At 66.6% G+C, this 12,229-nt stretch carries 8 protein-coding genes; 5 read left to right on the forward strand and 3 right to left on the reverse strand.

Translation table 11 applies throughout. The features are described from left to right. Window positions 1-46: 46 nt before the first annotated feature. A complete protein-coding gene (locus ACP159_RS16040) occupies window positions 47-853 on the reverse strand; it encodes a citryl-CoA lyase (RefSeq protein WP_425100731.1) in 807 nt (268 codons plus the stop codon). Further along, window positions 850-2,043 carry a CaiB/BaiF CoA transferase family protein gene (locus ACP159_RS16045; protein ID WP_425100732.1) on the reverse strand — a complete coding sequence of 398 codons (1,194 nt, stop codon included), beginning with the start codon at window positions 2,041-2,043 and terminating at the stop codon, window positions 850-852. The genes ACP159_RS16040 and ACP159_RS16045 overlap by 4 nt, the downstream gene beginning before the upstream one ends. A gap of 164 nt (window positions 2,044-2,207) precedes the next feature. On the opposite strand from ACP159_RS16045, the gene ACP159_RS16050 reads away from it, so the two are divergent. Genes ACP159_RS16050 through ACP159_RS16060 form a run of 3 tightly spaced genes read left to right on the forward strand, consistent with a single transcriptional unit; the run spans window position 2,208 to window position 8,854 of the window. Further along, window positions 2,208-5,552 carry a DUF2126 domain-containing protein gene (locus ACP159_RS16050; RefSeq protein ID WP_425100733.1) on the forward strand — a complete coding sequence of 1,115 codons (3,345 nt, stop codon included), beginning with the start codon at window positions 2,208-2,210 and terminating at the stop codon, window positions 5,550-5,552. Window positions 5,553-5,585: 33 nt separating this feature from the next. Next, window positions 5,586-7,952 (forward strand): circularly permuted type 2 ATP-grasp protein, encoded by a 2,367-nt coding sequence (locus tag ACP159_RS16055; RefSeq protein WP_425100734.1) that lies wholly within the window; start codon window positions 5,586-5,588, stop codon window positions 7,950-7,952. 2 nt (window positions 7,953-7,954) lie between these two features. Continuing rightward, window positions 7,955-8,854, forward strand: coding sequence for a transglutaminase family protein (locus ACP159_RS16060; protein WP_425100736.1), 900 nt, complete (start codon window positions 7,955-7,957; stop codon window positions 8,852-8,854). 3 nt (window positions 8,855-8,857) lie between these two features. Here the strand turns inward: ACP159_RS16060 and ACP159_RS16065 are convergent, their stop codons facing one another. Then, window positions 8,858-10,090, reverse strand: a complete 1,233-nt coding sequence (locus ACP159_RS16065) for an AGE family epimerase/isomerase (protein ID WP_425100737.1) — start codon at window positions 10,088-10,090, stop codon at window positions 8,858-8,860. A gap of 475 nt (window positions 10,091-10,565) precedes the next feature. Between ACP159_RS16065 and ACP159_RS16070 the strand changes: the two genes are divergently transcribed. Together ACP159_RS16070 and ACP159_RS16075 are read left to right on the forward strand one after the other, a co-directional pair. Then, on the forward strand, window positions 10,566-12,041 hold the full coding sequence (locus ACP159_RS16070) for a glucan biosynthesis protein (protein WP_425100738.1): 1,476 nt from the start codon (window positions 10,566-10,568) through the stop codon (window positions 12,039-12,041). Continuing rightward, window positions 12,038-12,214, forward strand: coding sequence for a hypothetical protein (locus ACP159_RS16075; RefSeq protein ID WP_425100739.1), 177 nt, complete (start codon window positions 12,038-12,040; stop codon window positions 12,212-12,214). The genes ACP159_RS16070 and ACP159_RS16075 overlap by 4 nt, the downstream gene beginning before the upstream one ends. Window positions 12,215-12,229: the final 15 nt, after the last annotated feature.

Here is a 12,229-nt window from a genome sequence, read left to right on the forward strand (position 1 = left end):
CCGAACGCAGCCCCGGCCTCGCGCCGGGGCCTCAACGCAAACCGGGTCATTCCCCGATGGGGTTTTTTCCGGTGTAGGTCCAGCGGTAGGCCGGGGGCGTCGGGCCCTTGTTCCTGCCACCCTGCTGCATCTGCTCCCAGCCATGCGCTATGGCCCCGACCGAGCGCGAGAGGCAAAACAGGCCGCGGGCGAGCGGCCCGGCGAAGTCAAGCTCGGCATAGATCACTGCTGTCGCGCCGTCGATGTTCATCGGGACGGGCTTGCCCTTGCGGGCATTGAGCGTCGCCTGCATCTGGCGGCCGATGGCGGCGAAGCGGCCGGAGACGACACCTTTTGATGCGGCCTCTTCGACGAGTCCAAGGAGGCGCGGGGCGCGGGGGTCTTCGGGTTTGTGGAAGCGGTGGCCGAAGCCGGGGATGAATTTTGACCGCTCGGCTTGCCAGCGGTCGATCATCGTGCCGGTGGCCTCCTCCAGAGGCTGACCTCCCTGCACGGCTTCGTCGATCCAGCCGTAAAGCTCGACCGCCTGCTCGCCCGCGCCGCCATGCACATCGTCGAGCATGTTGACCGCATTGGCCATAGCGCCGTTGAGGCTCAACCCGCAGGTCACGGCCATCCGCGCGGCGGCAATCGAGGGGGCCTGCGGGCCGTGATCCACCGCGGCGACAAGGGCGCACTCGAAGAGCTTCGCCTCCGCCTCGGTGGGCAGGTCGCCCCGGGTCATGAGCCAGATCATCTGGGGGAAACTGACCGTCCCGATCAGGTCCTCGATCGGATGACCGCGCATGCGGATCTGGCCCGGAGCCATGTCGATGATCTCGGTGCTCCACCAGTCGGAGACGTCATTCTTCATATCACGCCGCTTTCCTTGAGGGTTTCGATGTCCTGCGCCGAAAGCCCGAGGCTTTCCCAGATTTCCCCGTTGTGCTGGCCGAGTTCCGGCGGCGGGGTGACCACGGTCGGGGCCTGCCCGTCCACCTTGAACCCGGTGGTCACCACGTCGATGCTTCGGCCGACGCCGGGCACGTCGTCGAAGTGATGCAGGAAGCCGCGTTCCGCGACCTGCGGGGTCTTCAGAACCTCGGGCACCGAGAGCACCGCCCCGGCGGGCACGCCGATGCGGTTCAACTCCTTGGCCCAGTCGCGCGGGTCGCGGGTCATCCGCACGGTTTCGAGGTCGGCCCGGAGCTTGTGGCGATTGGCCTTGCGATCTTCCCGGGTTGCGTATTCGGGACGGTCGCGAAGCGCTGCAAGCCCGAGGTGATCGGTCAGCAGAACCCACTGTTCGTCCTTGTTGGCGGCGATGTTCAGCACGCCGTCCTTGCAGGCGAAGGTGCCAGAGGGCGCGCTGGTAGGGTTCTCGTTGCCGTTGGCGGAAGGCGTCACCCCGGCGATCAGGTGGTTGGACACGACCCAGCCCATGGTGGCCAGCACCGACTCGAGCATGCTGACATCGAGGAAGGTGCCGCGCGGCGCTCCATTCAGCGCGGCGGCGATGGCAAAGGCGGCGGTCATGCCACCCACTGTATCGGCCACCGGATAGCCGACGCGCAGCGGGGCGCTGCTCTCGTCGCCAGTGATCGACATCACCCCGGACGCGCCCTGGATGATCTGGTCATAAGCCGGACGGTGAACCCACGGCCCCTCTTGGCCGAAACCGGAAATCGCACAGTAGATCAGCGTCGGGTGATCCCGCCGAAGGGTCTCGTAGTCGAGACCCAGCCGCTTCATCACCCCGGGCCGGAAGTTCTCGACCAGCACGTCAGCGGTCGCCAGAAGCCGAAGGAAAATCGCCTTGCCCTCCGGGTGTTTGAGGTTCACGGTCACCGACTTCTTCCCGGCGTTCTGCGCGAGGAAGGACACGCCCATCCCGGCCTTGTTCAGCTCGGGGTCGGCCCCGAGTTGCCGGGCGAGATCGCCGCGTCCGGTGGCCTCTACCTTGATGACCTCCGCCCCCATATGCGCCAGTTGGTGGCAACAGAAGGGACCGGCCAGCACGTTGGTCAGGTCGAGCACCCTGATCCCGTTCAGCGGCTGCGCCATGTCCATCCCTCCCGCTCTGGTGTCCTGTCCTTTCGATACCACTGCGGGCGAAACGGGCAACCCCCGCAATTGTGCACCAAACTTCGCCGGAAAAAGTCCGGGGGCCTTGCTGGCCTGCGTCAACCTCGCCATGCTCGGGGCAATAGGGACCAGAAGGCACGCCAATGTCGATCACCGCCAGCATCTATCACCTTACCCATTACAAGTACGACCGCCCGGTGACGCTCGGCCCGCAGGTTATCCGGCTCAGACCGGCGCCGCATTCGCGCACGCGGGTCATCTCGCATTCGCTCAAGGTCTCGCCCGAGGGACATTTCGTGAACCACCAGCAGGACCCCTATGGCAACTGGCTGGCCCGCTTCGTGTTTCCGGAGCCGGTGATGGAGTTCAAGATCGAGGTGGACCTGACGGCGGATATGTCGGTCTACAACCCCTTCGACTTCTTCATCGAAGAGGAGGCGACGAAGATTCCCTTCACCTATCCGGACGATCTGAAGGACGATCTGAGCATCTACCTCGTCAAGGAGCCGGTAACGCCGCTCTTCGCGAAGTTCCTCAAGTCCATCCCGCGCGAGCCGACGCCGACGGTGGATTACCTCGTGGCGCTGAACATGCGCGTCGAGAAGGAGATCAATTACGAAATCCGCATGGAGCCGGGCGTTCAGACGCCGGAGGAGACGCTCAAGCGGGCCGCCGGGTCCTGCCGGGACAGCAGCTGGCTGCTCGTGCAGACGCTGCGCAATCTCGGCCTCGCCGCGCGGTTCGTCTCGGGCTACCTGATCCAGCTGACGCCGGACCTCAAGGCGCTGGATGGCCCGTCGGGCACCGATCACGACTTCACCGATCTGCATGCCTGGGTCGAGGTCTTCCTGCCCGGCGCGGGCTGGGTCGGTCTCGATCCGACGTCCGGGCTCTTTGCGGGCGAGAGCCACATTCCGCTGGCCGCCACGCCGCATTACAAGAACGCCGCGCCGATTTCCGGGCTGGCGAGTGCGGCGGAGGTGGACTTCTCCTTTGACATGCAGGTGATCCGCACGGCGGAGCATCCGCGCATTACAAAGCCGTTTTCCGAGCCGTCCTGGGAGGCGCTCAATGCGCTCGGCAAGGCGGTGGACAAACGGCTTGAAGCCGGAGACGTGCGGCTGACCATGGGCGGCGAGCCGACCTTCGTCAGCATCGACGATTTCGAGGCCGCGGAGTGGAACTCCGCCGCCGTCGGCCCGACCAAGCGCAAGCTGGCGGACAAGCTGATCCGAAAGCTGTCGGCCAGGTTCGCCAAGGGCGGCTTGCTGCATTACGGGCAGGGCAAGTGGTATCCGGGCGAAACGCTGCCGCGCTGGACCTTCTCGTTGTACTGGCGCAAGGACGGCAAGCCGATCTGGCGTGATCCGGACCTGCTGGCGCGGGAAGACACCCATGAGGATGTCGGGCCGGAGGAAGCCGAGGCGCTGCTCAAGGCCATCGCGCGCGCCATCGAGGTGCCGGGCGAGAACGTCATGCCCGCATGGGAGGACCCGGCGGACTGGATCGTCAAGGAGGGCAACCTGCCCGCCAACGTCAGTCCGGACAATTCCAAGCTGAAGGATGCGGAGGAACGGGCGCGTATCGCCCGTGTCTTCGAGCGCGGCCTGACCACGCCGGCGGGCTACGTGCTGCCGGTGCAGCGCTGGCAGACGAAGGCGCGGCGGACCTGGCTCTCGGAAGTCTGGAAGTTGCGGCGCGGCAAGGTCTATCTCGTCGCGGGAGACAGCCCTGTGGGCTATCGCCTGCCACTGAACTCGCTCCCCTACCTGACCGAGGTTTCCTATCCCTTCATCAATCCGCAGGACCCAACGATCCGTCGCGAGGCGTTGCCGGAGAGCTGGTTGCGCGACGAAGCAGTGTTCGAGGCCGCGGTTCCGGACCGGGAGCAGGACGTGGCCAGCCGCCGCGAGGACCCGGCAAGGCAGGCCATCGTGCAGCAAAGCCTGATGCCCGACATCGACGGCTACGTGCGCACCGCGCTGTCGGTCGAGCCGCGTGATGGGCGGCTTTGCGTGTTCATCCCGCCGGTGGAGACGCTGGAAGACTATCTGGAGTTGGTCGAAGCGGTGGAATATGCCGCGCGGAAGACCGGGCACAAGGTGTTGATCGAGGGCTACGCTCCGCCCCACGATCCGCGCGTCGAGGTCATCCGCGTCGCGCCCGATCCCGGCGTGCTGGAAATCAACATTCATCCGGCGTCCAGCTGGGAAGAATGCGTCGAGACCACGGAGACGGTCTACGAGGAAGCCCGGCAGAGCCGCCTTGGTGCGGACAAGTTCATGATCGACGGGCGGCACACCGGAACCGGCGGCGGCAATCACGTGGTTTTCGGCGGCTCGACCCCGGTCGACAGCCCGTTCCTGCGTCGCCCGGACCTGCTCAAGAGCCTGATCCTGTTCTGGCAGCGGCACCCGAGCCTGTCCTACCTGTTCTCCGGCACCTTCGTCGGCCCGACGTCGCAGGCGCCGCGGATCGACGAGGCGCGGCAGGATCAGCTCTACGAACTGGAAATCGCGCTGGACCAGATCTGGCCGCCGGAGCGGGGCATGGTGCCGCCGCCCTGGCTCACCGACCGGCTGCTCCGCAACGCGCTGATCGACGTGACGGGCAACACGCACCGCACGGAAATCTGCATCGACAAGCTGTATTCGCCCGACGGCCCCACCGGCCGCCTCGGCCTTGTCGAGTTCCGCGGTTTCGAAATGCCGCCGAACCCGCGCATGAGCCTTGCGCAACAAGTGCTGCTGCGGGCCATCATCCTGCGCTGCTGGGAAGACCCGATCAGCACGCCGCTGACCCGCTGGGGCACGGCATTGCATGACCGTTTCATGCTGCCCGCCTTCATCTGGGAGGATTTCCTTGAGGTGCTGACGGACCTGCGCGCGCACGATCTGCCGCTGGAAGCGGACTGGTTCAAGGCGCAGGCGGAGTTCCGGTTCCCGTTCTGCGGCGAGGTCACCTACGAGGGTACGACGCTGGAAATCCGGCAAGCGCTGGAGCCGTGGCACGTCATGGGCGAGACTGGCGCCATCGGCGGCACCGTGCGCTATACCGACAGTTCGGTGGAGCGGCTGCAGGTCAAGCTGGAAACCGCCGCGCCCGACCGGTACATCGTCACCGCCAATGGCCGCCGCGTGCCGCTGCACAAGACGGCAACGACGGGCGAGCGCGTTGGTGCGGTGCGTTACAAGGCGTGGAAACCGCCGATGTCGCTGCATCCGGTGCTGGAGGTCGACGCGCCGCTGACCTTCGACATCTATGATACCTGGACCGGGCACAGCATCGGCGGTTGCCGCTATCACGTGGCGCATCCGGGCGGGCGGAGCTTCGACACCTTCCCGGTCAATGGCAACGAGGCCGAGGCGCGCCGCCTGAGCCGGTTCGAGGCGCTGGGGCATACGCCCGGCGCCTACCTGCCCCCGCGCGAGACACCGCATCCGGAGTTCCCGATGACGCTCGATCTCAGACGGCGTCCGGGGCTTTGACCGATGGGGACGCCGGAACGGGACACCCCGTCCATGCTGCTCAAGCCGTACAAGCGGCGGATGGGCACATCGGACGAGATGCTGGACGCGGCGGGCCGTGTCCGGCCCGCCTGGCAGTCGTTCATCCAGCACATTTCCGGCTTGACCGCGCAGCAGCTTGAAAAACGGTTCGCCCGGGGCGACCAGTACCTGCGCGACGCGGGCATCCTGTTCCGGCAATACGACGACGCCCTGTCGTCGGAGCGGGAATGGCCGCTTAGCCATATTCCGGTGCTGCTGGACCAACAGGAGTTTCAGGAGATTTCGGCCGGCCTCGTGGAGCGGGCGGAGTTGCTCGAACATGTGGTGCGCGATGTCTACGGGGCCAACACGCTGGTCGCGTCCGGGCAACTCCCCGCGGCCATTCTCGCGCAGAACCCGGCCTGGCTGCGTCCCATGGTCGGGGTGCATCCGCGGGATGTGAATTACCTCAACTTCCTGTCCTTCGAGCTAGGCCGGGGCCCGGACGGTAAATGGTGGGTCATCAGCGACCTGATCGAGGCACCCTCCACCGCCGGCTTCGCCATCGAGAACCGCGTGGCGATGGGGCGGGTGTTTCCCAACTACTTCAGCCGCTCGAACATTCACCGGCTCGCCGGGTTCTTCCAGTCGTTCCAGCGCAACCTGTTCCGGATGCGCGGCAAGGGCGAGGGCGAGATCGCGGTGCTGACCCCGGGTCCGATGCACCAGAACTATGCGGAGCACGCCTACATCGCCCGCTATCTCGGCCTGCTGCTGCTGGAGGGCGAGGACCTGATCGTGCAGAACGGCAAGGCCTTCGTGCGCACGGTGGACGGGCCGAAACCGATCAGCCTGCTGTGGAACCGGGTGCCGAGCGGCATGGTCGACCCGCTGGAACTCGACCACCGTTCGCTGATCGGCACGCCCGGACTGCTCGACGCGCTGCGTGGCCAGCGGCTGAAGACGCTGAACGCCATCGGGGCCGGGGTGCTGGAGACGCGAGCGCTGATGGCTTTCCTGCCGCAGATCGCCCGCCAGACGCTCGGCACCGAGCTGAAGATCCCGAACATCGCCACCTGGTGGTGCGGCACCCCGGCGGAGCGCGAGCATGTCATCGACAACAGCGCGCGGATGATGGTCGGTTCGGCGTTTTCCGTCACGCCGTTGATGTCGGACCAGGAGACCACGCTGCTGGCCTCCGATCTCGACAGCGTGCAGGCCAGGAACATCACGGAGCTGCTGCGCACCCGGGGGCGCGAGCTGGTGGGGCAGGAGGCCATTACGCTCAGCACGACCCCGACATGGGAAGACGGTGCTCTGGTGCCGCGCCCGGTCTGTATCCGCATCTTCCTTGGTCGCACCGGGGATGGGTGGGAGGTCATGCCGGGCGGCTATGCCCGGATCAGCGCGGGGCACGATACCAAGGCGTTCGCCATGCAGCGGGGCGGCATGGTGGCGGATGTCTGGGTGGTATCCGACGCGCCGGTGCAGAAACCGAGCCTGCTCGACAGCACGCCGCAACCGTCGGACCGCATCGCGGAGACCGCGACCCTGCCCAGCCGGGCGGCGGAGAACCTGTTCTGGCTTGGGCGCTACGTCGAGCGGGCGGAACTGAACCTGCGGCTGGTGCGGGGCTATTTCGCGCGGATCAGCGATGGCGTGCCGCCGGCGTCCTGGTTTCCGTCCTACCAGCGGGAAAAGCTGATGGCCGGGGTCGGTCCGGAGTTCGAAGCGATTGCCAACTGGTGCCGCGCCCCGCTCCGGCAGGCGCTGCTGGCCGCCTCCAAGGTCGGCGACCGGTTTTCGCCCGACGGCATGATGGCGCTGCGCACGCTGGTTGCGGACGCGCAGAATCTGGAGGCCAACGCCTCGCTGACCGAGGAGATCCCACGCGAGATCAGCGCTTTGCTGCGGCAGGTCTCCGGGTTCGCGGGTCTCGTGCACGAGAACATGTACCGCACGGACGGCTGGCGCTTCCTCAGCCTCGGCATTTCACTCGAGCGGGCCTCTAACATGTGTCAGGTGATGGCCCACCTGACCGCCCGCGACGCGCCGGATGGCAGTCTCGACCTTGCGCTGGAGATCGGCGACAGCGTGATCGCGCATCGCTCGCGCTTTTCGATTCTCGCCAACCGGCTGTCGGTGCTCGACATCCTCGGCATCGACGACCAGAACCCCCGGTCGATCCGCTACCACGTCGCCCGCGCCCGCAGCCACATCGAGGATCTGCCGGGGCACGGGCGGACGCATGTCCTGACCGAGGTGTCCCGGCAGGCGCTGACGCTGGAAACCTTCCTTGCGGTCCATCGGGTGGAGGATCTGACGCCGAAGGTCCTGCTGCGGTTGCGCAAGGACATCTGGACTCTTTCCGACGCCGTCAGCGCGGCGCATCTGGTCTAGCCATGCTGTATGACATCCGTCTGAAGATCACCCACAGGTACGATCACCCGGCCGGCAACAGCCGCCACCTGCTGCGCGTCATGCCGAAATCGATCCCGGGTCGGCAGCGTGTGCTGGCGGTCCTGCTGGAGATCACGCCGCATCCGGACGAGCGCAGCGACAGTCTCGATTTCTTCGGCAATGCGGTGACCGCGGTCTCGCATCTCGAGCCGCATGACGAGATGGTGCTGAGCATGTCCTGCCGCGTTGATGTAGCGGCGACACAGGCGTTGCTGGACGTGTCCGCCGCGGTGGAGGCCCTCCCCGCGCAGATCGCCGAGTTGCGTGACGTCTCCCCCGCCTCGCCGGTGCATTTCCTCGGGCCGTCGCCTCGCCTGACGGCAAACTCCGAGATCGCGGATTTTGCCGCGCAGGTGGTTTCCCAGTCGGAGAGCACCGTCAGAGCCGTCATGCGGATCGGCGAGGCGCTTCATGCGCGTATGACCTTCGATCCCCGGGCGACTACAGTGGACACGGACGCCCGCGATGCCTTCCGCCAGTCGCGCGGTGTGTGCCAGGACTACACGCACATCATGATCCTCGCGTTGCGCGCTCATGGTATTCCGGCGGGCTACGTCAGCGGCTTCCTGCGGACCATCCCGCCGCCCGGACAGGAACGGCTCGAGGGCGCGGATGCCATGCACGCCTGGGTGCGGGCTTGGTGCGGGCAGGAGCAGGGCTGGATCGAGTACGACCCAACCAACGCGACGCTGGTCGGCAGCGATCACATCGTGCTCGGCTACGGCCGCGACTATGCCGACATCAGCCCGGTGGTCGGGCACCTGCGGCTCTCCGGCGGGTCCGCCAATGCGCAGGCGGTCGACGTGGTGCCGGTGGGCTACAGCGTCGCGCCGCCGGTCTGACGGTCAGCCGTTCAGCGTCGGCAGGCTCTGCGTCAGGCGGGACAGGCCCGTGCACAGCGGGAAAAGGTCGGCCTGCAGCGCGTGGTAGATGTCCGGCTTGCCGAGGAACTGCCGCCCGGTGGGCGTGCCGTCCTCGTCCAGCTCCGGGAACCAGCCACCCTGGGCGTGGTCGATGAAATGCGCATCGGCGAATTGCCACAGACGGCGATACCAAGCCTCGTCCTCGGGCCGCGGGTCCAGCTTGATCAGCGCGGCAAGCACCCCGATCGCCTCCGTCACCGGCCACCAATAGCGGTCCCGGATCGCCGGTTTGCCATCCCAGCCCAGCGTGTAGACCAGCCCGCCATCGCTGCGCCAGGCGTCCTCCAGCGCCCGGTAGGCCACGGCGCGTGCAGTCTCCGGTGCCCCGGGGCCGGGCCGTCCGGCCAGGTCCCAGTGCTGCAGAAGCAGGCGGGCGAGTTCGAAGGAATGCCCGGGCGTGGTGCCCGCCGGGCGGAACATCGGGTTCTCCGAGTAATCCCGGTCCACGGTCCAATCGGCGTGGTAGTGCTCGGGGAGCCGGTGCGCGTAGTCCGGTGCCATGCGGCCGAGGAAGAACTCGAGGATGCGGCCGGCCTTGTTCAGGTAGCTCTCGCGCCCTGTCGCCTCGAAGGCGGTCAGAAGCGCCTCCACCCCGTGCATGTTGGCGTTCATGCCGCGATAGGTGGAGAACGGTGTCCAGTCGCGGTTCCACTCGTCGGCGAACAGGCCTGGACCCTCTTCCCAGAAATGCCGGTCCAGAATGGCGGTGGCGTCGTCGATCAGCGCGTCGGCGTCCGGATGACCGGCCAGCTTGGCGCTGGACCCTGCCAGCAGGACAAAGACGTGACCGTAGGCGAGTTTGCGGCCATCGTGGACCGCGTCCCCGTCGAGCGCCCAGAGATAGCCGCCGTGGAGACTGTCGCGGTGATGGCTGGCCAGGTAGGCGAGCCCCTGGTCTACCATCTCGGCCGATCCCGGCGCGCCGCAGATATGCCCTAGAGCGTAGGAGTGCACCAGCCGCGTCGTCGTGTGCAATTCCTGCACCGTGTCGGGCAGGGGAACGCCGTTGAAGTCCAGCGTGTGGAAACCGGGACGATCACCGAGACTGGCGCGGAAGAAGGCGAACTGGTCGCGGGCGTCCTGCATCAGGCGGGCTCGGTGGGTGGCGTCCCGGAGCCAGATGTCTGCGGTCTCGTCGGCTAATGGCTCCGGCATGGCGTTCTCCCCTTGTCCCTGGCGAGACTGACCGACTTTCCGGGCGACCTCAAGCGGTTGCGTCGACGTCGCCCGGGCCTGTGCCACCGGGCGGATCGGCCCGCGTGCGGCAGGCGCCCGGCACCCGGTGCGGCGGCGGAAATCCTCCGAAGGTACGCAGGACATGAGCGCCGGGCCGCCGCTTTCAATCGGCGCGAGCGCTATCGCGCTTGAATTGAGCGACGCGCTGCCGATTTCTGCAATGCAGACAAGCAAATAAACGCGAGCGTGTTTCGTGTGGCCTTGATTTCCGCGATGCAGCAAGACAGATTGCTCAGCTATGTCAGGAAGTTGAGGCTGCCTCTTGAGTAAATCGATTCGCTATGTTCGCGCGTGCGGCAATCGTCGTGCGTTCATCTCTGGGTTGCTGTCCACGGTTGCGGTCAGTGCCCTGCCGCTGCCCCGTCCCGCCTTCGCCGAGGGGGACGGAGGTGCAATGCCTGCGGGGCAGGCATTTTCCTTCGACGATCTGACGGACGAGATGCGCGCGGCGGCCGCAGCACCCGCGAAACCGGCGGAGACGATCAGCGGGTTTCTGTCGGAGTTCACCTATGACGATTACCAGCGCGTGCATTTCCTGCGCGAACGCACCCGTTGGGCGGATCAGCAGAACGCCCCGTTCCACCTCAACGCCTTCCACCTCGGCTGGCTGTTCAACGAGCCGGTGCACCTGAACGAGGTGGTGGACGGTCTGGCGTACCCGATGCGGTTCTCCACGGCGGACTTCGATTACACCAACGTCAAGACCGACATCCCCGGTGATTTCGAGATGCCCGGGGTTGCCGGGTTCCGGCTGATGACGCCGCTCAACCGCGCCGACCATTACGACGAGCTCTGCGCGTTCCTCGGGGCGAGCTATTTCCGCGTGCTGGCCCGGGATACGGTCTATGGCCTGTCGGCGCGCGGGCTGGCGGTGAACACCGGCATGTCCGATGGCGAGGAGTTCCCGCGCTTCACCGATTTCTGGATCGACCGGCCCGCACCTGGCGCGGCCTCGGTGACGGTGCATGCGGCGTTGCGCTCCGCCTCGGTCACCGGCGCCTACCGCTTCGTCCTGACGCCGGGCGAGACCACCACCGTCGACGTCACCGCGCGGCTTTTCATGCGTGAGACTGTGCAGCAGCTCGGCATCGCGCCGCTGACCTCCATGTTCCTGTTCGGCGGGGCCGATCCGGGGAACTTCGACGATTTCCGCCCGGCGGTGCATGACAGCGATCACCTGATCCTGAACACCCGTGGCGGCGAAACCTATGTGCGGCCGCTGGTGAACCCGGGGCGGCTCGGCAACTCGTATCTCGGGGCGCACGATCCGGCATCCTTCGGTCTTGTGCAGCGGGAGCGCGACTTCGATCAGTATCTCGACGCGCAGGCGCATTACGAGCGGCGTCCCTCGCTGATGGTCGAACCGCTGGGGGACTGGGGCGAAGGCAGCGTCCGCCTGCTGGAAATCCCCTCCGACCTGGAAGGCAACGACAACATCGTCGCGTGCTGGGTGCCCGCCGCGCAGGTGCGAGCGGGCGACAGTTTCGAGCTGTCATACCGCCTGCACTGGGGGCTGGCACCGCAGGGTGACCGCTCTTCACAACGTGCCCGAATCCTGCGCACCCGTGTCGGAAAAGGCGGCGTTGCCGGGGTTGAGGGCACGACGGACCGGAAAAAATTCGTCATCGACTTCGAAGGCGGCCTGCTCGGGGAACTTTCTCCGGAGGCGGAGATTGAACCGAAAGTGACCGTCATGCGCGGCACGCTGGCCCAGGCTATCGTCTCGCCGGTTGCTGGAACCGATCTGTGGCGGCTGGTGATCGAGGCGGTGCCGCAGGGCGATGACAGCTCGATGGAGATCCAGGCGGCGTTGAACGGCTACGGCAGGACCCTGAGCGAGACATGGCTTTACCAGTGGGTGAACACATGAAGGACATGGCGTACGAAGACCACACCGTATCGGTGGCGATTGCAGAAGATCCGCAGGGCTGGGCTCCCCGGGAGGCGCCGCTGGACATGCCGTGCCAGGTGCTGGAGCGTCCCGCATTCCGGTTTGACCTTGGCCTCCTGATCCGGCTGCTGACGCCGGGTCAGCGGATCTGACACCGGCAGGATCTT

This window comes from Tropicibacter sp. S64, assembly GCF_049803835.1.
Taxonomy (GTDB): Bacteria; Pseudomonadota; Alphaproteobacteria; order Rhodobacterales; family Rhodobacteraceae; genus Pacificoceanicola.

Coding starts and splice junctions, on each gene's coding strand:
- ACP159_RS16070 (WP_425100738.1), top strand. CDS start 10,566: ATGCCTGCGGGGCAGGCATTTTCCTTCGACGATCTGACGGACGAGATG.
- ACP159_RS16055 (WP_425100734.1), top strand. CDS start 5,586: ATGCTGCTCAAGCCGTACAAGCGGCGGATGGGCACATCGGACGAGATG.
- ACP159_RS16050 (WP_425100733.1), top strand. CDS start 2,208: ATGTCGATCACCGCCAGCATCTATCACCTTACCCATTACAAGTACGAC.
- ACP159_RS16065 (WP_425100737.1), bottom strand. CDS start 10,090: ATGCCGGAGCCATTAGCCGACGAGACCGCAGACATCTGGCTCCGGGAC.
- ACP159_RS16060 (WP_425100736.1), top strand. CDS start 7,955: ATGCTGTATGACATCCGTCTGAAGATCACCCACAGGTACGATCACCCG.
- ACP159_RS16075 (WP_425100739.1), top strand. CDS start 12,038: ATGAAGGACATGGCGTACGAAGACCACACCGTATCGGTGGCGATTGCA.
- ACP159_RS16040 (WP_425100731.1), bottom strand. CDS start 853: ATGAAGAATGACGTCTCCGACTGGTGGAGCACCGAGATCATCGACATG.
- ACP159_RS16045 (WP_425100732.1), bottom strand. CDS start 2,043: ATGGCGCAGCCGCTGAACGGGATCAGGGTGCTCGACCTGACCAACGTG.